Consider the following 23,161-nt stretch of genomic DNA (forward strand, 5'->3'; position numbering starts at 1 on the left):
GGTATACCCATGTACCTGGCAGACCAATCCGATCAAGAAATATTAGCCATCGCCATTACGGACAATTTCATGGAAGGATCAACCCCAATTGACCATGCTACACATACGAGAGATTTTACAAAACGGCTGAAGGGAATGGTCACCAAAGAACATTTGGAACGGATTTACAGGCGTTACCAAGATGAATGGGGATATTTTTCAAGAAAGGAATGGATTGCAGTCGTTCGTGGTCCTTCTTCCGTCGCCATCCTTTAAATGGGATTTTTCATTCATCTATTGACCCGTAATCCAGGGTCATGTTCCTGCATAAGGCATTGGTCTCAGACCTACCTTTCAAGGTTATTGGGACTCATTGAGATTCCAAGTGGGGCATACTTGGCTAAAAAACGGACGACTCATCCCTTGACCTCAATATTCTCAGCAAGGATTTTACCTTTACATCTTAAGGGGAGCATCCAGACTCTCTTGCTATTCTTATGGAGAATTTTTAAGGTACGCTTGACGAAGAATTCCTTCTGTAGGCCTTTTCATTTTCGACCTAAGGAGCCGGCCTCATGCATTCAAAATTAACTTCTCATATCCTGGTGACGGCGGGTTGGGTCTTCGGCAGCTTTTTTCTGGGATGCTCCAGCGTGGAGCTCACAAAGATCCCCAAAAAACCCCTGCCCTTCCATCCCTCTCCACTGATTGAATTACCATTGGAATTGCCACCGGAAGGAGGTCCGCGACGCCCCGTCGAAGCCATGTCCCCCACGACCTTATCCGGTCCGGGACCGGAGATTATCATTGTCGAATCCGACCAGCCTGCCTTACGTGCCACAGCAGAACAGGATCCGGACGTGAAGACCCAATTGGGCGATCGTTTTGCCTACATCAATACCGAGGAGGTCCCTGCCAACCAATGCCTGGTGACCCTGCAGGAAGACGACACGGCTAACCCTCGAACAACGGAACGGGCATCGGCTGCCGATGCCTCCGCCTATCGGTTAACCTACTACAGTTACACCCATAATGTGGCCGTGCATGTCTGTATGGAAAATGACCGAATGTCTTCTGTCCGGCAGGATCCGCGTGAGGGCTACCAGCCCGAAGAAGGTGAAGAAGAAATCACGACAGCCATTGAGCTGGCCAGAATAGATCAACGAATTGCCCAGGAGGTGCAGAATCTGCACGGACATGCCATTCTGACTTCCCCTGAAGAATACCGGTACTTCTGGGTGAGCGACGAAGCGGGGTTCGGCGACCGGGTATTTTGGGTCACATTTTCTGAAACGCCGGAGAGCTTGCCCCTCTACTTTGCACGAGTTGACCTCACTTCTCAGACCGTCTTAGACGCAGGCAAGGAGGCAGGACCCCAATGACTATTCCCAAACAAGGAGCGCGTCGCATGCCATCATTTCGATATTTTCTCGCCGGTGTGGCATTGACCAGTGCTTTGATGGTCAGCCCCGCTTTGGCCGACTGGGAATCCAAACCGTTTACCTGGGGTCCGTGGGCCTTATACCTTGAGATGAAAGATGCCGCTGGCCTGGGGCTACGCAATGTGTCCTATCAAGGCAGCCAGATTTTAGGTAAAGCGGATTTGCCGGTGATCCGGGTCAAGTATGTCAGGGAGTGGCCGGCCTGGCATCCCTTCAGTTGGTTTGGCCTAGGGCGATCCAGTGGCCGATGCGGACCTTTCGAGGACCGGATCAGCCCACAGCGCCTCAAAAAAAATCCTAACTGCGATGGGAAAAAGCTCTGTCAGGCCGAGCATACCATCCAAGGCGTCAAGTGGTTGGAATTAGGTGTGTATGCCAAAATCGGTCAATACCATCTGTATCAGGCCTGGTATCTGAGCGAAGACGGTCGACTGTATCCAAGCGTTCAGAGCTGGAATCTCTCCTGTAATACCGACCATGAACACCATGCCTACTGGCGGCTGGACTTTGATATCGGCGGATCCGATCAGGATCAGGTCTTTGTCCTGGACCGGAATTCTGTAAAAGACAACGGTTGGGGGCCGGGGTGGGAAAAATATTTGGTAGAGGAGGATGACAAGAAGCCCGGCACCAACAGCCAGGATCGCGTCTGGTTTGTGCGCGATTACCCCACCGGGCAGGGTGTCTGGGTTATTCCAGGTCCATTTGATGGGGAATCGAATAAGTTTTCAGATCGTGATGTCTCGATTCGAAAATTTTACCGGGATGAATATGCCGGCTGGCCATTCGGCGCACGCGGAGATTTGGAATTTAAAAGTGATGAAAGCGTCCAAGAGACCAATGTGGTCTTTTGGTATGTAGCCCATCTTCCTCATAAGGCAGCGGAAGGGGATCGACCGATGCGTTACTGGATGGGGCCACTTCTCCAGGTTCATCAAGAAACTCCCTAACACATCTTGAGGCAGTCTTCAGCAAAACCCTGCCAGTGAAAAAAGGGCGATTCCTCTCACCTGAGGCTTTACGGAGAATAGACTTCAAAGGAGGGCACGACTAATGGCTTGCTCAGGCCTCACCCGCTGATCCGGGCAGAGCATTCCAAATACCCCAAGGAGGAAGACCATGAGAAGTGCCAAACTCTCGACAAGAGGTTTTCCTGCACCGTCAATTAAGAGAACCTATCCAAGAAGGCCCCAATGCGCCCAATGAATTCGATACTCGTCACATTTCCAAATTGATTTCACAGGCCCCCTCAACAATTTCTTTCTGAGTATCCAAACTCCTGGTATGGCCTCAATTGTTAGTTTTCCTGCAGTGCATCATCGCCTTTTTCAGGAAAGGTTTGCTATGGTGACCTACTCATAACAAACAGCCGATATTATCTAAATAGTTCTTGTTTTCTTCATTATCTCTAGCTTCACGAGTAAGGAACCTCATGTCATGAAACTACTTTCCGGCATCCTAAGCATACGAACCTGTGCTCTCCTCACCTGTGCTTCAATTGTCCTATCTAGTGGGCTTGTATTGGCAGATCCCGGAATTGATGGCTTCCGGGATTTAAAATTCGGCATGACAGAACAAGAGGTAGCCGCCATACCAGCCTGCAACAACTCTAAAGAATGTCTCTATGAACTTACCGATAAAAATCGATATGTTGAACTGACCTATTTACCCGACGACGTCTCAGATACGACGGAACCAGCCGGGGAACTGGCAAAGATTACCATCGATATGGGGCTATATAGAGATGAATGGTACCAGCAGTTACAGATTATTCTTGGAGCGAGTTATCACCTCACCCAGGATCTCACTGAAGCAACCAAGCAATCGTTTCTTTCTGGACAACTCAACGAGCTGAATTCAGGTTTTGAAGATGGTCAGGTGTTACTGAAGGTTGTGCGCCGCCCGTTCGGAAATTTGGAATTAAAGGTCGTGTATCAAAATGCTGCCCTTGCGAAAACATTTATTCAAGAGAGACAAGCGACCATTTCCTCCAAATAAATCCACAATGATAGATCATCTCCGACCTAGCACTAGTGTTTGATCCATTTTCCCCTATTCCTCACCCTCTCTTCATGACGAGGATTAGGACGCTTGCTTGGGTACGGAAGCCATTTTGGGTATCAACAGGCGAGGCCGGAGACTTTTCTCTTTCGCAAAGAAGGAAATGGGCAGGGTCACCACCCCCGTCTTCCGTTGTTCATGCATCAACTTCCGCCAACACCGCCGGCACAGATCATGATCCTTCAACGAGACAGCCCGTCCTAATTTACTGGAATGGGGATTTCGTCTGGGTGAAACAAAGACCTTCACCTCACTACCACATTTGGCACAACAGATCGCCCCGGCCGCACTGCTTCTTGACGCCCGCTGGGTCTCCAGACCAATGCTTTCAGTCATATATTTTCGTTTTGGATTCCACGCATGTTCATGTGACGTGACGGATTCGGGAATATCCCATGTCAGCATTCGTCTCATGGCCCCCTCCTTGAAAAGAATGGTCGGTAGTTCAGTAACTCTTACACTGAGCAAGGGATATGCCTGGTAACACACCGGATAAGACAGAGAAGAGAAAAGCGTGTGGAAACAAAAGATAGGAGATCCAAGAACCAGAAGACGGGGCTCAGGAAGATAGGCAGGATATACGGTGGACGGGCATATCTTTCCTGTTTGAAGTCACTGGAAAATTGACACCTGTTGGAACCTTTGACAGAGAGAAAGAGAGCGGAAATATTCAACACCCATGAGGAGATTGATCAAAGGACAAGACCAGGAAATGCCGGAACATTCCACCGATCTACCCAAGGCAGACTCACGCCCCCCAACTGAGATGGGTATTCATTTTTACCTAACCGGATCACACCCTTTCCGGTGCCGATTCATTTAAAATCAGCCAATAGAGCCCCAGGTTTTGAACCGCTTGAGAGAACTCTTGAAAGTCCACTGGCTTGCGAACATAACTATTGGCTCCAAGTTGATAGCTTTTCACAATATCCTGCTCTTCCTTGGACGACGTGAGCACAACCACCGGTAGAAACTTCGTCCGTTCATCAGCTCGCAACCGTCGAAGCACTTCCAGCCCATCAATTTTAGGAAGCTTGAGATCCAGCAGAATAATTTGCGGCATCTGGCTTAAATCACGACCGACATGCGCTCCGGTTCCAAATAAATATTCCAACGCTTCTACGCCATCCCGAGCCACCACGACTTCATTTTTTATATTGTTTTTCTTGAGCGCCCGCATCGTCAACTCTTCATCATCAGGATGATCTTCCACTAACAGAATTGCTTTGTTGGTCATCATTTTCTCCTCCTTCGGTTGCCTTACAATGTAAAATGAAAGGTCGCGCCTTTGCCCACCACTCCTTCTGCCCAAATTTGACCGCCATGCCGTTGAATAATACGATGCACCGTCGCCAGCCCCACGCCCACTCCCGGAAATTCTGTATAGGCATGAAGCCGTTGGAACGCGCCGAAGAGTTTATGCGCATAGGTCATATCAAAACCCGCCCCATTGTCGGAGACAAAATAGGCTGCCTGCCCTTTATATTGCCCATAACCGAATTCGATACGGGGATGGGTTTGTTGCTGGGTAAACTTCCACGCGTTGCCGATCAAATTTTCTAAAACGGCCCGAAGCAATTGCGGGTCAGCAGTGGCGAATACATTATTGGCCACAATACATTCGACCTGCCGGTCCGGGTCCATCTTTTGAAAATCTTCAAGAACAGCCCGGGCTACAGCACTCAGATCAAAGGTCTGGGTATGAATTTCGGCTCGTGTCAACCGGGCCAGATTGAGCATGGCATCGATAAGCTTGGACATTCGTTGACTGGCCGTCCGCACCCTCCGCAAATAATTTCGTCCTGACTCATCAAGTTTTTCATCATAATCTTCCAACACGGCCTGGCTAAACCCATCGATTCCCCGTAATGGCGCGCGTAAATCATGGGAGACCGAATAACTAAACGCCTCAAGTTCCTTATTACTCGCCTCAAGTTGCGCCGAGCGCTGGACCAACTGGGAATTGAGTTTGCGTATATCCTCCTCTGCCCGCTTCCGTTCCGCCACTTCCCGAATGAGTTCGGCATTTGACGCAGCCAACTTCCCCGTTCGCTCCTGGACTCGCTTTTCCAGATTATCTTTCGCCTTCCGAAGGGTATCTTCGGCCAATAGTCGATCATGAATTTCCAATTCCAAGTGTTCGTTGGCACTTTGCAGTGCGCCGGTTCGATCGCGTACCTGGTCTTCCAATTCACTTGCCACCCGTCCGAGCTTTAACACCACTAACCCGAATCCGCCCATCCAAATGACGACCAACATCCCCATCAACCCATAAGTTCCCTGCCAACTCATTCCCATGATCGACTCCAACGAATCAACGGGATACACAACCTCCAACAAGCCGCCCACCTGCCCGATCTGCCAATCACGCTTTGGACTGTCCGGATGTCTGTTATGACACTCCACACATTCCTTCTGCATCCGATCGGCCTTCGCAAAACGGAGGGACTCACGCCCATCGACTTGCTCAAACCGATAAAATGGCTCATCCGTATCAGGATGTTGTGTGAAAAATTCCCACGCCTCTTCCTGGAAGCCATCAAAGGGTCCCCCTGATTTCTTTCCAGGGTAAAACTGATAGGGGCTAAGTAACTTCAATCGTTCGCCATTTCGCCCGGCGACCAATCGATTACCCAGGTCCCGACTGAGAGCCGCAGGGAGAGGAATTTCGCCTTGATGGTCCCGATACCCTGTCGAGGCTTCAATTCCCTGGTTGTGAAGGCGTTGAATAACTTCGACGGTGTACCATATCCGCATTTCATTCAGCGCTCTGGTATAGATCTCGGATCCCCGAAAGGCCATGGCCGTCACCATTTGGGTTTTCAATTGGGAAATATGCAGATAAATCACGATGAGACAGAGCCCAAAAAGCACGGTTAGCACCAAAATCGTATGCCGATGTAGGAGCTCCATGGCTCCCAGGATTCTGCTCACACAGGTGCGCCATAGTGCCAAAACCGACAACGGTAATACTTTACGAGGCGTCAACTCAGATACCGACAAAGGTCTTTCCTATTCTCAATGCAGGCTTTTCAATCCCCTCCCTCTTCGAGGGCGGTCCTCTGACTTACGCTATCGGATTCTTACCAACAAAATTGAGCATTCCTCCCATGAGAGGCTCCGTCATCCCCATGGCCCGGAAGACTTTGGCTTGCGTTTTTTCCCCAAGGGATTACGCCTGAATACGACTCATAATGGGCTCCCGCTATTCAGAAGATCATGGGTACCCATCCGGTCAAATATATTTGCGGAACCTCAATAAGAGAAAGGAGGGGAAGCACAGCAGAGACTAAAATTTTGCCGTTTATTCCTCGGCAGGAGGATGGCCTTTGCGCAATACGGCCGATTCCTCCACCTAGTACGCTTACTCACACAGGAGCTTGATTTTGCAAGGCGACAGCCATCAAACTTTCTTCCGACTCTGGTATCTTTTCAGAGTCAATGTCATCTGCCAGCGTGGGTTCCAGCTCCTGATCCTCGTCATACGTTTGCCGCACATCCAGAATTTCAATGTCTAATTGAGCTTCAGGGTACAATCGTCGCAAGTCCCATTCGGTAATCCATCCACGTACATACTCGCGCATCCGGGTACTGGATAATTTCTCTACAGCTGAAACGGGTGGAGGTGTCCAACTATAGGCCGATCCATGCAGAGACCGAAGCCGCTCATATAAGGCATCCACCATTGATTCATAGGGACGAATCAATGATTCGCCCTCCTGTTCGATGAGCCGGATACCCTGAATTGCCTGTAATGCTTGCCTATGAGCTTCATCCGTCGATTCCTCCTGACACATCTGCTCGATTTTCTGGGAATCCTTTTTTTCTTCCAAGATCACGCTTTGGAAATCATCAGTCAGAGCAACAATGGCTCCAATAGCCGGACAGGTATCCTCGGCTAACACCCCCATCCACCGTGCCACCTCCCTATAGGACTTGGTCCGTTGTTTAAAAGAATATCGCCCGATGATTTCCGCCTCATCAATAAGCAAGATCCACCCTTTATAGCCAGCCGCCACCATCAAGCGTGAGACAAATCGAAACCGTTGGAAGGCCAAATCCTGACCGGAAATTTTATTGAACACATAAGGGTTTTCCGGCGGACACCCCTGGAGATATTTATTGAATTGGCTATTACTCAACGGATCTCCCGCCCAATACCGGATCATGCGATGACTCAGCTCAGGATCATTTATCATCCGCTCATAGAGATACAGACTGGCAGCAAACCGGGAATCGCATCCTTGGTCCTTCCGATGCACCCAATCAAACAGATTGGCAAAGTGCGGGCTTTGGAAATTCAATTCAGCGGCTATTTCGGTGAGAGCATCACCATGTTTACCGGGAACAATGGCATTGTTGATGGCTGCACGAAAGAGGGGTACACCATTATACAAGGGTGTCTCCTTACTGATCACGATGGGACTGCAGACAAAATTCTTCTCCAGCGCTACCTGTTGCAACGCATGAAGGAGATGGGATTTCCCACTCCCAAACCCTCCTTCAATTACGATACCCTTGGTAGGCGTGTCATGAGGAACGTTCGCCTCCATCTGTTGAAGCAGCCGTCTAAATTTTCCTTCCAGGTCCGGTTGGTGACTTCCCAGTACCTGCACCACATCACGATTCGGCACTCCGGATCGCAAAGCTTCCATGGCGCGTTGATGCCCAACATCACCATTGGCCATCGCCGGCCGATCAGTGTATTCCTTTTTCCCGGTATCATGGGCATCCCCTGCCTGTTGAGATCCAAGACGAAGCAATGCCCCTAATGGGTTTTGGTATTGGCGGTCACGGACTTCGTCCCAAATGCGTAATTTCAACGCCTCATACCGGTTGAGTCCCCTCCGTTCATCTGTCAAAAATTCCTGCGGCACCTGGACCACCAACAAGAAACTTTCCAATTCATCTGTCCCATCAATAAACTGGCGAAGCATTTCGTAGGCATCTAACGTCGTGGAAATGCCGTAATACAGGCCTTCAGGAGAATCCGGCTTCTTACTGAGCAAACATCGACTCAGGTCCAGGGACACGACTAACCCTGTTTTCCCAACTAACCGTAACCAACGGCATAACGAAACAAACATATACCGGGCATTGGTCCGATTAATTTTCTGAAAAATTAGGGCTTCTTTGAGAGCTGAAATCTGACGAATCTCCCCGCCCAGCCATGACTTGACCGGCTCGGTCATAAAGGGAACTTCTGAGCCAGAGTCCAATTGTCCCAAACACAATCGGATCATGGCCATACGAAATTCCTGACACATCTGCGTATCCCGATAAATAGCCCGCTCTAACCAACTATTTAAATCTCGTCGCAGTAACGGTTCGGCCCGTTCATTCATCCGGGCGACTCCCGTCATGCAGAACTCCTCCTTGTTGTCCGGGATCTGGTACCCGTTTTCTTGAAGGAGTCGACGAACAAATTGTGAGGCCAGATCATCCCATGGGATGCGACGAGCAATCTGATGGAAAAACTTATCCATCATATGAATTTTGGTGTCTTTGGCATCAACTAAGATGCACGCATACCCCTCCTGCTGAGCCAAGGTAGCCAATTGGTCTTGGATGTCGACTCTATCCGAGTCAGAATCTGTTACCACAAACTTGACCGATGAACCTCCTTGCCCAATGAATCGTTGAAGATATTCTTGCCGAAGGGTATGAAACCATTCTTGAGATCGTAACTCCATTGCTCGTATCCTTCACAGGTTAAAAAGTCACAGGCATACACAGAAAGGTTTTTACAGACTGCCGAAAAGGCAGAGCCCTATGCTGAAACAATGTGTGGCCCCGTCTTGAAAGATTCATTCCAATCTGGTGGTTAAATTGCGCAAATTTTCTGATGACAGCCATTTTGGTCAAGATCCAAATTAGTTCGACTCGGAGAGTGCCGGGTGAAGCTGGTCTTCCTCATCCCCTTCTAATTCAGAATCTTCCGAATAATTTTGTCGAATTTCCGTTAATTCAATGTCAACTTTTTGTGTTGGATCAAGACGTGTTAGATCCCATTCGGTAATCCAGCCTTTGACATATTCACGCATCCGGGTGCTGGATAATCGCTCAATCGTTGGGACCTGAGGTGGTTCCCACCCATACGCCGCCCCATGAAGGGATCGAATTTTATGGTAAATTTCTTCTACGAGCTGGTCATAGGGACCGACCAAGGGTATGCGTTCGCATTCAATAAGCCGCATTCCCTGTTCTGCTTGGCGGGACAGCACCAAATCAGTTTCCGATCCTGATTCCCGCAACTTTTCCGGCACTTTTTCCCGATCACCTTTTTCATCAAGAATCGCACTTTGAAAATCATCTGTGAGCGCCATCACGGCCGCCAATCCGGACTTATAGCCGAGATCGGCAAAACTGGAGGCTTCCAGTCGGCCCAGCCACCTGGCTAATTCCGCATAGGACTGGGCTCGTTGCTTAAAGGAATACCTGCCAATAATTTCTGCCTCGTCGATCAGTAAAATCCAACCAGAATATCCCGCCGCAATCATCAGTCGTGAAACAAATTTAAATCGTTGCAACGCCATTTCCATGGGCGAGACTCGTTCAAATCGATAGGAAACACTCGCATCACAGGATTTGAGTAATCGCTTGATTTCAGCATCGGTTAAGGGATCCCCTGCCCAAAATCGAATGATCCGGTGACGTAACTCCGGGTCATTCACCATGCGTTCATACAGAAACACCGAGGCCGCAAAGCGCCCATCAATTTCTCCACCCTGACGATGGACCCATTCGTAAAAATTGGCGTATTGGGGACTCTTAAAATTTAAATCCGCTGCCACCTCGGCCAAAACATCTCCTCGTTTTTCGGGGATATCAGCAGACTCAATGGCAGACCGAAACATCAATGCGGGACTATATAGAGGCGTTTCCTTACTTATGACGACCTTGCTACAAACAAATCTGGATTCCAAGGCCATACGTCTTAAGGATTCCAGCAAATGTGATTTTCCCGTACCAAATCCTCCTTCAATCAACATCCCTTTTGTGGTCCACCCCTTATGAATGCTGGCCTGAGCGTCCTGCAACATCTGTTGAAATTTGGATTTGACCATCGGCTGTGGACATCCCAACGCTTGGACCACACCCGGGCTCGGGACACCTGCCCTCAAGGATTCAATAACCCGTTGATGCTGCACATCTTCTTTTCGGTTTCCCACTCTGGCCAGGAGTCTGCTCTCGGCAAAGACTGCGGTCTGGTCGGTCAGCCTGACCATCGGCGCAAAGGGATTTTGTCGGGTTTTATCCCGGACATCATCCCAAATTCGAAGCTTTAGGGCCTCATACCGATTCAGACCCAACCGTTGATCCGAGAGAAAGGCTTGCGAGGCAACGACCACGACCAATAGCCCTTCGATTTCATCGCTGCCATCAATGAATTGTCTCAGCATCTCATAGGCATCCATAACCGCAGAGGGCGAATAGTTCAGGGAGGTCGCACCGGCTTCTTTGCTGCCAGTAAAGGCTGAAATATCGATGGTCAGGACCATACCGGGTTTCCCCAACAGGCGGGTCCAATGGGCTAAGGAGACAATAAGGTCACGCGCATTACTGCGGGTGACCTTTTCAAAAATCAATATTTTTTTGAGGGCAGCCATTTGTTTCAGCTCGCCGCGAAGCCAGGCCTTAATTGCTCCAGACTCTTTAGAGGGACTATCCGGCAATTCCAGCTGAGCCACACACAACTGGATCATGGCCAGTCGAAATTCCCGACTCATGTGAAAATCCTGAAACAAGCTCCCTTCCAACCATGCGTTCACTTCTCGGTGCATCGTGGCTTCATCGCAACTATTGAGAGAGGCCAGAGAAGACCAGCAACATTCCTCCCGCCGCTCAGGAATCTTCCATTGATGCTCTCGAAAGAGTTTTTTGACATACTCGAACGCCAAGGCATCCCAATCAATTTGTCTGGCCATTTCCTTAAACAAGAGATCAATGAGTTGAACCTTCGTACAATGAGAATCCGCGTGAATCGTGACAAAGCCTTGTTCCCGTGATAGCGCACCCACCCCCACGCTCACAGCTTTAGCGACCTGAGCCTCCTCCACGACCGCAAATTTGACGGCCGATCCTCCACGACGAATAAACCCCTGAAGATAGGCAGATTTGAGAACGTTCAACCATTCCTGTGGAGACATAAATTTTTCCTTAATATCCTGTTAATCTCATTCGTCTTCTCGGTTCACCCTAGGGAAACTTAAATACGGTGCAACGGTTTATCCCGACTGGACAAAGGAAATTCCATAATAGGTTTTCTCCCGTCCCCCTTGCGCAATCACGGTTAAGGTTTTGTTGGCATCCCGCACGCCGGTACTGGCATGAAAGTTTGCCCGATGGTTGTTTTTGGTGGAAATGGTTCCACTTTTATCCAATAAATAAACATCCCGGCCAAATTCCTGTCTGGTATATTCATTGGCCTGCCACGGAAGGAGCGTCAAGAGTTGATACAGTTCCAAGAGTGGAATCACCGTTCCTTTGCCAATGAGGTGCTTCCCTCGACCCGCCACCACAATGGAATAGGCCGTATAGACCATCTCCAAAAACGTTTGCGGCTTAAATCGAAGGGGTTTATTTTGAACTTCCTTTAATCGTTTGACCAAGACCGAAGGACGAAGCCGGTTTTCCCGCATTCGATCAATGGCGACCGCACGTTCTTTATGAAGAATCCGTAATAAGACTGGATAGGAAAATAAATAGCCATCGTGCTCATAGAGATTGACACCCATCTGCTGGGCAGCGGTAAGAAGTTCCTGGCGAAACGCTTTGCCCTCCAAATATCCAGCTTCATCAAAATTCAGACGTTCCTGGGTTTTCACAAAGTCACATCCGAGGCTCAGCGTCACCTCCTTGCCCTCCTCCAGTAATTTTCGCAGATTGATCAAATCACCCACTTTCGCTGCATCTTTAATTTTTTTAAATGACGCCATCACCTGCTTCGTGGTTTTCACTAATCCCCCGGCTTGCGCTTCAATATCAGCCAAGGCCTGCTCCAAATTGACGTTCTTCGTGACAGCCTTTGAAGGTGGGCAAGAATCCGGCAACTCAAGCACACCAGTTGCCGAACTCGTACCACAGGCTTCTACCGTATTTTCAATTCCTTCGGCACTCATGTCGGTTATCGAGTCCTCTGGTTTGTGGTGAATTCAGGCAATCGGCTTTAAAGAACCGATTGATCGGCGCATACCTGTTTCATTCGGCACATCCCTGATAATTCTTAATATTTTCGGGCTTATTTCATGAGCATGGTTCAGTAAAAACCGACAACGCCTTGCTCGTGTTCAGAGCTTCTGGGTCGGCCCGCAGTTGACCTGTAGAAAGAAAGCCTTTTATGGTTGAACGATTTCTTCAGACTTTATTCATGAAAAATATGGCGCCATTCGCGGTTATTACAGGAGCTTCACGAGGGATTGGGGCCGAATATGCCAGAGCCTTGGCGGCTCAAGGCTATCATCTCCTGTTGGTCGCCCGGGATCAAAACCGCCTGAAGGAATTATCCAAGGAAATTCAACAAACCACCTCTGTTCAAATCTGGACAGAAACGCTGGATTTGGCCAGACCTAACGCGGCTGGAACCCTTTACCAATTAGCTCAATCATATGGGCCGGATGTGTCGTTACTTGTCAACAATGCCGGTTTTGGGCTGTATGGCCTATTTACAGACATGCCCCTCTCAACGATCCAAGACATGTTACAGGTCCATATCCATGCGACCACAGAAAGCACAAGGCTATTCCTACCTGGTATGATGAATCGACGGCAGGGTGCAATTATCAATGTGGCTTCCGTGGCAGGATTTTTTCCAATTCCCTATATGGCGGAATACTCCGCCACCAAAGCCTTTATCATATCTTTCTCTGAAGCCGTGGCGATGGAGGCCAAAGCAAATGAGGTAACCATCCAGGTATGCTGTCCAGGTTACACAGAAACCGATTTTCATAGGACGGCAGGGCACTGCCCACGCCACATTTCTTCTGCTCACACTCCCCACGACGTCGTACAAAAATCATTAAAGGCCTTGATGTCCCGTCAAACCCTCGTGACTATTGGATGGCAGGGACTGGCAACCCAATGGATAACTCCATTTTTTCCTAAAAAGTGGCTCATTCGTCTTGCCAGCCGATTTGTTCGACCAAATTCCTCCTCTCATTGAACACACGGCCTCCATACTAAAGGAGCACAGCATGTCCCATTCCTATTTCCATTCTTTTATTGTCCCTCTTAGCATCTGTGGTCTCTGTATCCTAGCCTTTGGGTGCTCTGGCCCTCGCCCAATCCTTTATCCCAACGACCATCTTCAACAAGTTGGCCCCGATCGAGCAGAACAGGACATTGAGGAATGCCAACAGCTTGCAGAGGATTATGTCCCGGAACACGATGCCGCGGCGGTGGCTGGGAATACTGCCGTTGGAGCGGGAGCAGGGGGTGCCATCGGTGCAGTCAGTGGGGCCATTCGAGGAGGAGCGGGTATTGGAGCAGCCATAGGTGCCGCAACAGGTGCGACCGTTGGCTTTATTCGTGGCTTATTCCAGGCCTCGCAACCAACACCCGCTCACAAGTCCTTCGTTAACCGATGTCTTTCGGAACGAGGGTACGATTCGATTGGTTGGGAATAGATCAGAAAAAACACATAGTGAACATGAGGCAAGAACACCTCGAGGCGCTGTTCGTGGTGGTTCCCACTTTGAGCCAATCCAGTATCGAAACTTGGCTCACAGGAAATGTAAGGAATGCTTAAAATGAGGAGCTTTCTGCACGACGGAGGGCTCGCATCAAAACTGGATCTTGATAAGCCACTTCACTTAAAGCGTCCAATAAATGAAGATCTTTTTCCTTGGCCAGAGCTTTAGCTTTACTGAATTGTCGTGAATTAAAGCGGGCCACGGATGGCTGACCATTGATGATCTGACACGCAAGACCTCCACCATCTTTCAGTGCAAGAGTACCCCCATGATCAAACAAGGTACGAGTCTCATCCACGCTGATCCCATGCAGTTCCGCAAAATCATGGAGCCCACTGGTCTCAATCAATCGTCCATCTGGCATGACACATTTTCGCTTAAAATGGGGAGACCAATCTTTTCGGAAATCAATATATTGAATGCCTCCACTACACGCGTTCCCGGATTCAACTTTTGTCAAATCGATCCCTAAGTTTTTTTGCCGCAACCGATCCTGTAATTCCTGAGGAAGGCCTCGATAAAAAACCCGCTCCATGCCTTCTTCCAAGGTTAGACCATAACTTTGACGCATGCGCTCTGCTGCCGCATATTGCTCAAGATCCATGACCCACGTGTGTTTCGGATCTTTGCCAAGAGGATCAACACGACAGACGAATGCGCCTTTTGTGACAAGCCTACCTTTATGCGGATAGAGATAAATTCCTCCGTCTTGAAGCACGCCTGTTATAGCTTCAAGAGGAATAGCATAACTTTCAGACAGGACTCGTGCATGCATCTCCAAATTTTCCGGTTCCGTCATTCCGCACACCATTACATTTCCAGGAGGATCATAATCCGTATAGTTCTCTAGAATATTATAGAGAACCGGGAGCTTCTCTTTTTTTAATGGACGTTTTTTTACTTTAAACATTCAATACGCTCCTTCACGCTGAGTTTCCTATGGGCCTTGAACTTCTCCACCCCCGAGGGAGAGGCAAAATTTCCACGACACCGGTGCATTCCAATTCCACACAAACATTCTCATTTTTAACACCATAATTTTTCCGCGCCCTGTTGCAGATCTCGAAGTCGTAATGGTAGAAGGAAATCGCTTGTGACTCAACCGTAACACTCTCCTAAACTTCCTATGCCAAAAAATGCCCTCATTCAAGCTTTCCATCAATTGGAAGCCTTCAAATGGAATCAGCAAGAAGGCTTTCGGCTCGCCTCAGGGAAAAACAGCCCCTATTATGTTGACTGTCGTATTGTATTGGCTCATCCGCACTCACGTCACCTTGTGGCTCAATTAGCCTATCACCTGCTCAAATCCTTAGATTTCACACTCATTGGCGGACTGGAAATCGGAGCAATTCCCCTGGCCACCTGTATTTCAGATTATGGCTATAGGGCCGATCCACAACGGGAGTGGCGAACGTTCGTTGTGCGCAAACAACCTAAGGATCATGGATTAGGCAAATTAATTGAAGGCACCATTCATTCCGGGGAAACAGCTTTAGTGGTCGACGATGTTTTAACAACAGGCGGATCATTGATAAAGGCCGCCGAAGCAGCCCGCGCCCAGGGCTTAATAGTGACGCATGGGTTAGTGGTGGTGGATCGATCTGAAGATGAGGGGAAAAGCAATCTGGCTCACATGGGCATTCAATTGCTCCCTCTTCTCACCCTGGAAGATTTAAGACAAACGCCTTCCCACCGGTAAGTCCTGGGAATATTTCCCACCACGGTTCAAAACCTTAATCAGTTTTTACGGCCATAACGGGTAGGCAGCCCATTTCTCAAAAATTATCCAGTCCAATTTGATCAATGATGACCATTTCAACTCACAACCTGGTCGGTACTCCTCTATTCCGGATGACTCCCTTGACCGTCTCTTCTGACCAACCATACAATTTTAAAACAATTACTCAACCATTGTCTGGTCCACATTCCTTTCAGAGAGGACAACGCCATTTCCCTTAACCTCCTCAAACAAGAAAGCCATTCCCAATACTACGGAGGATAACCATGAAACGTTTCTCTTTCTCCTTAACCGTTGCTCTTCTTTTTCTAGGATGGTGGAACCCCGCCATCGTTACTGCTGAGCCCTACCTTTTAACGGTTCAGCAACTCAAAACAGGACTTGAAAAGGCATCCCAACCCAAACAAAAAGGATTTGTGCTCGTCGATGTTCGGAGTCCAAACGAGCATATGAGTGGCTTCATTCCCGGAACGGATTTCAATATTGATTTTCGGGAAATGCAGGGACGCCACCAAGAGCTCAATGCGAAACTGGATCAGCATATCGTGGTGTACTGCCAATCTGGACACCGCAGCAATATCGCTGCTGAAACCTTAATGGGATTAGGATATCGGCATGTTTATAATGTGGAAGGAAGTATGAATGCCTGGACAGAAGCGGGGTATCCTATCGAACACCCCAAGTAATCAAAAACAGCCTGCGGCAAAGAATGTTAGACTTCGGCTACAGTAGAATAGATGCCGTTAAAGTCCTGATGCATCTCCCGGAAAGCCTCCAAAAGGTGTGGATCAAAATGTGTCGGCTTTGTTCTGTCGTTCCCGTTTAGAATGATGTCGCATGTCTTCTCATGGGTAAATGCTGATTTATAGGGCCTTCGGCTTCGCAAGGCATCGTAAAGGTCGCACAGCATCACAATTCGTCCCGTGATGGGAATCTGTGTTCCCTTCAGCCCTCGAGGATATCCACTTCCATCCCAACGCTCATGGTGAGTCAGCGCAACTTCCTTGGCCATCTCCAGCAAGGGAGACATCGAGCCATCCAATAAACTCGCTCCCAAAAGAGGATGCTGCCTAATTGATTGCCATTCTTCTTCCGTCAACGGGCCATGCTTTCCAAGAACGGCATCTGGAACCCCAATTTTCCCCACATCATGCATCGGCGCAACGGCGAATAAACAACGAGCGCGTGGCTGATCCCAGCCAATAGCCAAAGCAAGCGATTGCGAGTAATGGCTTAACCGTTCAATATGTGCCCCTGTTTCCTCATCTTTATAGCGTGACGCCCGGGCTAAGCGAAGAATAGTGTCGGCATAAGCCTGTTCCAATTCACAATTTTTCCGTTGCTCTGCCTCCAAAGAGAGCTTAAGGTCCCGGGCGTAAACAAGCATTTGGGCATGAGCTTTTTTAAGCAGTTGAGTTTTCTGACCTTCCTGGTCCAACATCTGCTTGAGATCTTTGGCATAGGCCATGAGTTGAGAGCGGGCCGCCTGGAGTTTCCCTGTGGCAGATACTTGTGAAGCTTCGGCCTTTGATTTCGGCATAAATGATGAAGGAAAACCCCCACCTTCCTCCTTGGGTTTATCCTCATTCATTAGGCAAGTACTTCCCGAACTTTTTGAATCAACTCTAATGGGCTAAATGGTTTGACCAAATATCCCGCAAGATCAAAAGAAGCTATCTGCTTACGTGCATCAAGTCCGTCTTTCGCCGTTAACATGACAATTGGAATTCTAGCCGTGTCGGAGTGTAGGCGAAGCTTTCGTACCACCTCACACCCATTTAGACCCGGCATCATCCAATCAAGAATCAATAAGTCTGGAATGTGGGTGCAAACGGCATCTACCGCCGCACAACCATCTATAGCAGTGAGAATCCGATACGAGGGGTTTTCAAGAGTAACCTGGACCAGGAGCCTAAGATCTTCCTCATCATCGGCAATGAGGATCGTTTTCACGGGACCCACCATGGTGAACATTTCCTGCTGGTTGGCCCTAAAGGGCTCAGGGAATATCTAATCCATCACCGCCATATTCATCCTCCTTGATGACATGATCGTCTTGTTGAGACGCAGGTTCAGTAGCGTTGTATGACCCAGAATTCCAAATATTATTTTCGACTTTTCTGGCCACGGTAATAAAACCGGAATGGGCAACCATTCGGTGATCGGGTCGAACACTCCGGCCTTTAATATTCCACGTCCGCAACAAAGTTTCAAAATTTTGAACCATGGTAAAAACTCGGCTCTGCTCCAAAGCCTGTACCGTTTGCATCACCTGCGGCACCGTCGGGACATAACTCAAATACAGACCCCCAGACCGTAATGCCCGTGCCGCATGCGGAACCACTCGCCATGGCTCTGGAAGATCCAACACCACTCGATCAAACATCCAGGAAGACGCTCCTTCCCCAATCTCGATACCTTCGTATGCATTACGAATCTGAAGGAAATGGTTAGGTACCTTTCCCATGAACCGTTCAATGTTTTTCGTGGCCGTGGCCGCAAAATCCTCTCGCATTTCATAGCTGACCACACACCCACGATCCCCCACCGCACGCAAAAGAGCCATCGTTAATGCTCCAGAGCCCACCCCGGCCTCAAAGACCCTGGCTCCTGGATAAATATCTGCCCACATTGGAATGACGGCTAAATCTTTAGGATAAATCACCTGAGCTCCTCGAGGCATTTTCAAGGTATACTCAGCTAACGTTGGATGAACGGCTACCATTAACTTTCCATTGGAAAACTGGACCACTGTCCCGTCCGGTTTTCCAATGATGTCATCATGACTAATCCGGTCTCCACTATGCTGAAAAATTTCTCCGGCTTTAAGTGTGACCGCATACGGCCGTTCTTTCTTGTCAATTAAATGAACTCGTTCTCCCGATTGAAATGTTTTCATAAGGCACGCATTCTAGCAAGGCTTTTCTCCGCTTTGATACCCACCATAATGGTGGAAACTTTTTAAGTGAACCAACGCGACAACTAATCGACATTTCAATGGGATCATTCTTGACACCCTCCCCATTCAGACGTATGATTAACCAACTTCAGTCTTTACATACCTATCGCCACCAAATTCTCCAAATTTTTCAGATCCTTTAATTTTGCAAGGGGCACTTGTGCGAATGTTCTTAATATACAAAAAAAACCGAACACCGGCTCTGGAACGGATCAGAAGAATTTTCTTAACCACAGCACTCTCGGGTACTCTTGATGCAGGAATAGTCGCATGATGAAAACCATGGTCGTTGCTAATTTACCATGAAACGCCTTTTTACAGTTATTGGGCTTGGGCGCTTTGGCTATAGCGTGGCGCAAGGATTGGTCACCAAAGGATGCGAAGTACTTGCCATCGATAAGGATGAGGAAAAAATCCAGGCGATTAGTGACATTGCGACATTTGCCGTCCAATGCGATGCGACTGATGAACGCGCGTTAAAAGCAGTCAGTGCTCAAAACGTCGATGTCGCAGTCGTCAGTATCGGTGAAAACATTGAAGCCAGTATTCTTATTGTTCAAACACTCAAAGAAATGGGGGTAAAATCCATTGTGGCGAAAGCCGTGGCTCCAATCCAGGGGAAAATATTAATGAACCTAGGGGTCGATGAGGTCATCTACCCTGAACGAGATGCGGCTATCCGTCTCGCACACAGGCTAGTCTCACCGAGCGTACTCGAATACTTAGAATTGGCTCCGGGCTTTAGTGTGGAAGAAGTGTCCGTTTCAGAGAGCTTGTCCGGATTAAGTCTTGAGGACGTAAAATTACGCGGCAAGCATAACTTGAATGTGATTGGGATAAAAAAACAAGTTACCAGAATGGTCAAGGGGCGCATGATGAAAGAAGAAATATTTAATTTCACCCCAAAACCCGATGACGTCATTGAAAAAGGTGATGTCTTGGTCATGATTGGCCGGGAAGAAGATTTGGACCGTTTTTGCAATAACGTGTAAGAAATATAACAGTTCCGTCAATTACCTCTGCACTTTTTAATTCCTCACCACCTCTCTCCTATAAATTGTGCGTTTTTCCCCTTTCGCACTATCCAGGGAATGCGATGGGCGACCGATTTCTTCAATAGCAATCCTTTCATTCTAAAAGATAGGATAAATTTCACGGAGAGCAGTTTTATCCTTTAATTTCATAATGTTATCACTTTGATGAAATAAGAGCTTCACTTCATACCATCCTAATAAAGGAAATTCAGCTTTTCCAAAAAATGACATTAAATTCCTTTCCATTGATAGATAGGGCTAAAACATATTATTGGCTTGATTTTTGCTTTTATAGCTTATTTAAAATTCACATTGATGTTGAACTATTGCCTATCGAAAATCTGAACCCACAGGGGAAACTATCATGGAATACCAAACTGTTTTGGATGAGCCCACAGAAACCGAACTCGCTACCATAAAGACTGAGGGAGTCAAATCTTCGATCAGAGGATTCGGGCCAGCTCTTGAATCATTATATTTCCGATCATTTGGCAGCCGCCCCCTTCTCAATAAAGATTCCGAAATCGAATTGGCGAAGGAGATTGACCAAGCGTCCAGAACCATCAGGGTCATTATCAAACAAAGCCTTCACCTCACACAGCCATTAAAAAAGGGACCAGAGAGAGAAGATACTATTGCTTTACTCAAGGAAACGTTTGCCTTAAGTGGCTTTTCGGCTCCCGCCATTGAAAAATTGAAATCCGTTCTGTTGGCCTTAGGCCAAACGTATCCCTCCCTGTCCTCACCCATTCAGGACCTCTGCCAACAACTTCAAAAAGCGAAATTTCAACTAGAAAAAGCGAAATCCGAACTCGTTCAGCGAAATCTTCGCCTGGTTGTAGACATCGCGAAACGATATACGGGTCATGGATTGGCCTTTTTGGACTTAGTCCAAGAGGGGAATATCGGGCTTATGAAGGCGGCAGAACGATTTCAATATCGCAAAGGGTTTAAGTTCAGCACCTATGCCACATGGTGGATTCGACAAGGGATTACGCGATCACTCGCCGACCAATCTAGAACCATTCGTGTCCCCGTCCATTTAAATGAAATCTCCAATAAGATTGCTCGTGCCTCCAAACGGTTGACACAACGATATGCCCGCCCAGTTCTGTTGGATGACATTGGAGAGTCGCTCAAATTGAGTGTGGAAAAAGTTCATGACACCATTCAAGCCTTTCAGGATCCTATATCGTTAGAAACTCCGGTTGGGGATGGAGAATCCTTTCTCACAGACTTCATTCCAGATATGGGAACATTGACGCCCGATGGACCGGTCTCACGCCAGGAGACGAACCAACAAGTCGAACGGATTTTGGATTCGCTGACTCCAAGGGAACAAATGGTGATCCGCCTGCGTTTTGGCATTGGCCAAGACGAGCCATGGACTCTTGAAGAAGTCGGGCAAAGTATGTCGGTTACCCGGGAACGTGTCCGCCAAATTGAAGCCAAGGCCCTTCAAAAATTAAAGGAGCCTGCTATGAAGGATATGCTATATTCCATTAAGTAGAAAATTACTACGTTCAATCCCTCATTACCCCTTGCATTCAACCATTTCTTCTAGGTGGATTTGCCTTTTGTAAGCAAGGACTTGTCAACAAGCCAATTCCCGCTTTAATATAGGTCTATTCGGCTTCTGTTTCATCTATGAAAAAGACCAGTGCACTTGTTGCCATCCGACCCTATTTACAGACTTCGACAAGAATTCAGGGGGCATCTTGAAGAATTCTACACCCATCTGAATCTGGCCCCGCCCTACCACAGTATTGAAAAAGCGGTTCAACATTTTTCCAATACGCTCAGAACAAAACCTGAAGAATTCTCCCGGGGATTGCTACAAGATGCTTCAAAAAAATGGACGGTATTTCAGGAAATTTTCTTAGCCTCTGGCTTACATAAAAAGCATCGAGGAATCATTCAACAATTAGCTCATTCTCATTATGCGACTTTAGTTGATGAACCTGAATCCCGTCGCTTCCTTCAAAATTTTTTAACAAACTAGCAAGAATCCACTTCCAAACCAGTAAATCATCCACCACCGCAGCCAATCCTTCCCCACTGACCAATCCTTTAACAACCATTTAGTGAAAAAAGTATACATTTGTTTGGTTTCTGCAACACTCAAAAACAGAAAGGCATAATTTCAACTACAAACACCGCCTTTCTCTAAATCATTGCGTAGTACAAATTTTGCATAATTAAATACTAAAGATTCCCACGAACTTATGCGTCACCAACAAACACTCGAAACATCATCATTCTTATCTGGCATTGGTCTCCATTCTGGTAACCCTGCCTCAATTGCCATTCATCCAGCCCCGGTAAACACCGGGGTGGTCTTTGTGAAGCATGTAGCTGATCAAATCCAGCCATGCCCAGCCAGCATCGCCTTTTTAGGACAAACCGATCATTGCACCACACTTCAAGTGGGTGATTTTGACATTCAAACGGTTGAACATGTGTTAAGTGCACTAGCTGGCCTGGAAATTGATAATGCCTACGTGGAATTGCTTGGTAGTGAAATTCCTGCAGCCGACGGCAGTGCCACTCCGTTCGTCCATATGGTTTACCAAAGCGGGGTTCTCACCCAGGAAGAACCACGCAAATACCTTAAAATTATTCAACCAATTACCGTGGAGGATGGGCACCGATCAATCAGTGTTCTTCCCTCATCCCTCCCACAAATAACCTATTTCATTGATTTTCCTCACCCCCTTATACAACAACAAGAATATCACCATTTTTGCACACCACAGGATTATGGCAAAAATATTGCTGGAGCCCGTACTTTCGCCTTTCGAAAAGAGGTGGAATATTTATGGTCGCGAGGACTTGGGCTCGGTGGTTCACTACACAATACTCTCGTCTTTGCTGAAACGGGATTGGTCAATGATGATGCCTTACGGTTCTCGGACGAATGTGTTCGACATAAAGTGCTCGACCTTATTGGCGATTTATCATTATTAGGAATCCCCGTTATTGGTCACTTCTTCGCAAAATGCGCCGGGCACGCACTCCATACTCAATTGGTACAAGCCATCATGGATAATTCTGACAAGTGGATCATGTTAAACGCGGGGGAATCTGGAAAGGATGACATCTTCAACGGACAGTCCTACTCTAATCCAACGATTCATCTCCCTGAACTCCAACCTGCCTTTCACGCATTCTAACGCCTCTCCTTCTTTCCCACTGTGTGCCCTCAATTAACCTTGCGTTTGCTATTTGCCTATCAATATTCTTTTCTCCATTGTCTT

21 protein-coding genes are annotated in these 23,161 nt (G+C 47.8%); 11 read left to right on the top strand and 10 right to left on the bottom strand.

Annotated elements, in window-relative coordinates; genetic code table 11:
• Window positions 1-9 precede the first annotated feature (9 nt).
• From ACTRXD_RS04680 to ACTRXD_RS04695, 4 genes are all read left to right on the top strand, one after another.
• Window positions 10-255, top strand: coding sequence for a hypothetical protein (locus ACTRXD_RS04680; protein ID WP_442430682.1), 246 nt, complete (start codon window positions 10-12; stop codon window positions 253-255).
• 299 nt (window positions 256-554) lie between these two features.
• Entirely contained in the window at window positions 555-1,361 is an 807-nt protein-coding gene (locus ACTRXD_RS04685; protein WP_442430683.1) for a hypothetical protein, read from the top strand.
• Window positions 1,362-1,387: 26 nt separating this feature from the next.
• Window positions 1,388-2,371, top strand: coding sequence for a hypothetical protein (locus tag ACTRXD_RS04690; RefSeq protein WP_442430684.1), 984 nt, complete (start codon window positions 1,388-1,390; stop codon window positions 2,369-2,371).
• Window positions 2,372-2,858: 487 nt separating this feature from the next.
• The gene (locus tag ACTRXD_RS04695) at window positions 2,859-3,419 is read left to right on the top strand and encodes a hypothetical protein (RefSeq protein ID WP_442430685.1); all 561 of its coding nucleotides are present in this window, start codon (window positions 2,859-2,861) and stop codon (window positions 3,417-3,419) included.
• 84 nt (window positions 3,420-3,503) lie between these two features.
• On the opposite strand, the gene ACTRXD_RS04700 is transcribed toward ACTRXD_RS04695, so the two are convergent.
• From ACTRXD_RS04700 to ACTRXD_RS04725, 6 genes are all read right to left on the bottom strand, one after another.
• On the bottom strand, window positions 3,504-3,896 hold the full coding sequence (locus ACTRXD_RS04700) for a hypothetical protein (RefSeq protein WP_442430686.1): 393 nt from the start codon (window positions 3,894-3,896) through the stop codon (window positions 3,504-3,506).
• Window positions 3,897-4,275: 379 nt separating this feature from the next.
• Window positions 4,276-4,722: a response regulator gene (locus ACTRXD_RS04705; RefSeq protein ID WP_442430687.1), complete on the bottom strand. Its 447-nt coding sequence runs from the start codon at window positions 4,720-4,722 to the stop codon at window positions 4,276-4,278.
• A 20-nt stretch (window positions 4,723-4,742) separates the two neighbouring features.
• Window positions 4,743-6,416, bottom strand: a complete 1,674-nt coding sequence (locus ACTRXD_RS04710) for an ATP-binding protein (RefSeq protein ID WP_442430688.1) — start codon at window positions 6,414-6,416, stop codon at window positions 4,743-4,745.
• A gap of 434 nt (window positions 6,417-6,850) precedes the next feature.
• Window positions 6,851-9,175, bottom strand: coding sequence for a BREX system ATP-binding domain-containing protein (locus tag ACTRXD_RS04715; protein ID WP_442430689.1), 2,325 nt, complete (start codon window positions 9,173-9,175; stop codon window positions 6,851-6,853).
• A 180-nt stretch (window positions 9,176-9,355) separates the two neighbouring features.
• Window positions 9,356-11,632, bottom strand: a complete 2,277-nt coding sequence (locus ACTRXD_RS04720; RefSeq protein ID WP_442430690.1) for a BREX system ATP-binding domain-containing protein — start codon at window positions 11,630-11,632, stop codon at window positions 9,356-9,358.
• Window positions 11,633-11,710: 78 nt separating this feature from the next.
• Complete coding sequence (locus tag ACTRXD_RS04725; RefSeq protein ID WP_442430691.1) at window positions 11,711-12,604, bottom strand: hypothetical protein; 894 nt, start codon at window positions 12,602-12,604, stop codon at window positions 11,711-11,713.
• A gap of 218 nt (window positions 12,605-12,822) precedes the next feature.
• Between ACTRXD_RS04725 and ACTRXD_RS04730 the strand changes: the two genes are divergently transcribed.
• A complete protein-coding gene (locus ACTRXD_RS04730; protein WP_442430692.1) occupies window positions 12,823-13,644 on the top strand; it encodes an SDR family NAD(P)-dependent oxidoreductase in 822 nt (273 codons plus the stop codon).
• Between the two features lie 31 nt (window positions 13,645-13,675).
• Complete coding sequence (locus tag ACTRXD_RS04735; protein WP_442430693.1) at window positions 13,676-14,107, top strand: glycine zipper family protein; 432 nt, start codon at window positions 13,676-13,678, stop codon at window positions 14,105-14,107.
• Between the two features lie 118 nt (window positions 14,108-14,225).
• Here the strand turns inward: ACTRXD_RS04735 and ACTRXD_RS04740 are convergent, their stop codons facing one another.
• Window positions 14,226-15,083 (bottom strand): hypothetical protein, encoded by an 858-nt coding sequence (locus tag ACTRXD_RS04740; RefSeq protein WP_442430694.1) that lies wholly within the window; start codon window positions 15,081-15,083, stop codon window positions 14,226-14,228.
• A 216-nt stretch (window positions 15,084-15,299) separates the two neighbouring features.
• Here ACTRXD_RS04740 and pyrE point away from each other — a divergent pair, with 216 nt between their 5' ends.
• Together pyrE and ACTRXD_RS04750 are read left to right on the top strand one after the other, a co-directional pair.
• On the top strand, window positions 15,300-15,872 hold the full coding sequence (pyrE, locus tag ACTRXD_RS04745) for an orotate phosphoribosyltransferase (protein ID WP_442430695.1): 573 nt from the start codon (window positions 15,300-15,302) through the stop codon (window positions 15,870-15,872).
• Between the two features lie 305 nt (window positions 15,873-16,177).
• Entirely contained in the window at window positions 16,178-16,597 is a 420-nt protein-coding gene (locus tag ACTRXD_RS04750) for a rhodanese-like domain-containing protein (protein WP_442430696.1), read from the top strand.
• A 26-nt stretch (window positions 16,598-16,623) separates the two neighbouring features.
• Here ACTRXD_RS04750 and ACTRXD_RS04755 read toward each other — a convergent pair whose 3' ends face one another.
• From ACTRXD_RS04755 to ACTRXD_RS04765, 3 genes are read right to left on the bottom strand one after another with little or no spacing between them, the layout of a single operon-like run.
• Window positions 16,624-17,502 carry an HD-GYP domain-containing protein gene (locus ACTRXD_RS04755; protein ID WP_442430697.1) on the bottom strand — a complete coding sequence of 293 codons (879 nt, stop codon included), beginning with the start codon at window positions 17,500-17,502 and terminating at the stop codon, window positions 16,624-16,626.
• On the bottom strand, window positions 17,502-17,876 hold the full coding sequence (locus ACTRXD_RS04760) for a response regulator transcription factor (RefSeq protein WP_442430698.1): 375 nt from the start codon (window positions 17,874-17,876) through the stop codon (window positions 17,502-17,504). The genes ACTRXD_RS04755 and ACTRXD_RS04760 overlap by 1 nt, the downstream gene beginning before the upstream one ends.
• A gap of 34 nt (window positions 17,877-17,910) precedes the next feature.
• Window positions 17,911-18,810 carry a tRNA (adenine-N1)-methyltransferase gene (locus ACTRXD_RS04765; protein ID WP_442430699.1) on the bottom strand — a complete coding sequence of 300 codons (900 nt, stop codon included), beginning with the start codon at window positions 18,808-18,810 and terminating at the stop codon, window positions 17,911-17,913.
• Between the two features lie 362 nt (window positions 18,811-19,172).
• Between ACTRXD_RS04765 and ACTRXD_RS04770 the strand changes: the two genes are divergently transcribed.
• The 3 genes from ACTRXD_RS04770 (at window position 19,173) to lpxC (ending at window position 23,077) form a co-directional block, all read left to right on the top strand.
• The gene (locus ACTRXD_RS04770) at window positions 19,173-19,862 is read left to right on the top strand and encodes a potassium channel family protein (RefSeq protein WP_312748546.1); all 690 of its coding nucleotides are present in this window, start codon (window positions 19,173-19,175) and stop codon (window positions 19,860-19,862) included.
• Between the two features lie 406 nt (window positions 19,863-20,268).
• Window positions 20,269-21,414, top strand: a complete 1,146-nt coding sequence (locus tag ACTRXD_RS04775; RefSeq protein WP_442430700.1) for a sigma-70 family RNA polymerase sigma factor — start codon at window positions 20,269-20,271, stop codon at window positions 21,412-21,414.
• A 715-nt stretch (window positions 21,415-22,129) separates the two neighbouring features.
• Window positions 22,130-23,077, top strand: a complete 948-nt coding sequence (gene lpxC / locus ACTRXD_RS04780; RefSeq protein ID WP_442430701.1) for a UDP-3-O-acyl-N-acetylglucosamine deacetylase — start codon at window positions 22,130-22,132, stop codon at window positions 23,075-23,077.
• The last annotated feature ends 84 nt before the right edge of the window (window positions 23,078-23,161 follow it).

Source organism: Nitrospira sp. T9, assembly GCF_052156535.1.
Taxonomy (GTDB): domain Bacteria; phylum Nitrospirota; class Nitrospiria; order Nitrospirales; family UBA8639; genus Nitrospira_E.

Excerpts from the sequence above, each read along its gene's own strand:
- lpxC (WP_442430701.1), top strand. The coding sequence starts at position 22,130 with ATGCGTCACCAACAAACACTCGAAACATCATCATTCTTATCTGGCATT.
- ACTRXD_RS04720 (WP_442430690.1), bottom strand. The coding sequence starts at position 11,632 with ATGTCTCCACAGGAATGGTTGAACGTTCTCAAATCTGCCTATCTTCAG.
- ACTRXD_RS04750 (WP_442430696.1), top strand. The coding sequence starts at position 16,178 with ATGAAACGTTTCTCTTTCTCCTTAACCGTTGCTCTTCTTTTTCTAGGA.
- ACTRXD_RS04760 (WP_442430698.1), bottom strand. The coding sequence starts at position 17,876 with ATGGTGGGTCCCGTGAAAACGATCCTCATTGCCGATGATGAGGAAGAT.
- ACTRXD_RS04770 (WP_312748546.1), top strand. The coding sequence starts at position 19,173 with ATGAAACGCCTTTTTACAGTTATTGGGCTTGGGCGCTTTGGCTATAGC.
- ACTRXD_RS04735 (WP_442430693.1), top strand. The coding sequence starts at position 13,676 with ATGTCCCATTCCTATTTCCATTCTTTTATTGTCCCTCTTAGCATCTGT.
- ACTRXD_RS04765 (WP_442430699.1), bottom strand. The coding sequence starts at position 18,810 with ATGAAAACATTTCAATCGGGAGAACGAGTTCATTTAATTGACAAGAAA.
- ACTRXD_RS04695 (WP_442430685.1), top strand. The coding sequence starts at position 2,859 with ATGAAACTACTTTCCGGCATCCTAAGCATACGAACCTGTGCTCTCCTC.
- ACTRXD_RS04740 (WP_442430694.1), bottom strand. The coding sequence starts at position 15,083 with ATGTTTAAAGTAAAAAAACGTCCATTAAAAAAAGAGAAGCTCCCGGTT.
- ACTRXD_RS04700 (WP_442430686.1), bottom strand. The coding sequence starts at position 3,896 with ATGAGACGAATGCTGACATGGGATATTCCCGAATCCGTCACGTCACAT.
- ACTRXD_RS04730 (WP_442430692.1), top strand. The coding sequence starts at position 12,823 with ATGGTTGAACGATTTCTTCAGACTTTATTCATGAAAAATATGGCGCCA.
- ACTRXD_RS04755 (WP_442430697.1), bottom strand. The coding sequence starts at position 17,502 with ATGAATGAGGATAAACCCAAGGAGGAAGGTGGGGGTTTTCCTTCATCA.
- ACTRXD_RS04685 (WP_442430683.1), top strand. The coding sequence starts at position 555 with ATGCATTCAAAATTAACTTCTCATATCCTGGTGACGGCGGGTTGGGTC.
- ACTRXD_RS04690 (WP_442430684.1), top strand. The coding sequence starts at position 1,388 with ATGCCATCATTTCGATATTTTCTCGCCGGTGTGGCATTGACCAGTGCT.
- ACTRXD_RS04705 (WP_442430687.1), bottom strand. The coding sequence starts at position 4,722 with ATGATGACCAACAAAGCAATTCTGTTAGTGGAAGATCATCCTGATGAT.
- ACTRXD_RS04725 (WP_442430691.1), bottom strand. The coding sequence starts at position 12,604 with ATGAGTGCCGAAGGAATTGAAAATACGGTAGAAGCCTGTGGTACGAGT.
- ACTRXD_RS04775 (WP_442430700.1), top strand. The coding sequence starts at position 20,269 with ATGGAATACCAAACTGTTTTGGATGAGCCCACAGAAACCGAACTCGCT.
- pyrE (WP_442430695.1), top strand. The coding sequence starts at position 15,300 with ATGCCAAAAAATGCCCTCATTCAAGCTTTCCATCAATTGGAAGCCTTC.
- ACTRXD_RS04680 (WP_442430682.1), top strand. The coding sequence starts at position 10 with ATGTACCTGGCAGACCAATCCGATCAAGAAATATTAGCCATCGCCATT.
- ACTRXD_RS04715 (WP_442430689.1), bottom strand. The coding sequence starts at position 9,175 with ATGGAGTTACGATCTCAAGAATGGTTTCATACCCTTCGGCAAGAATAT.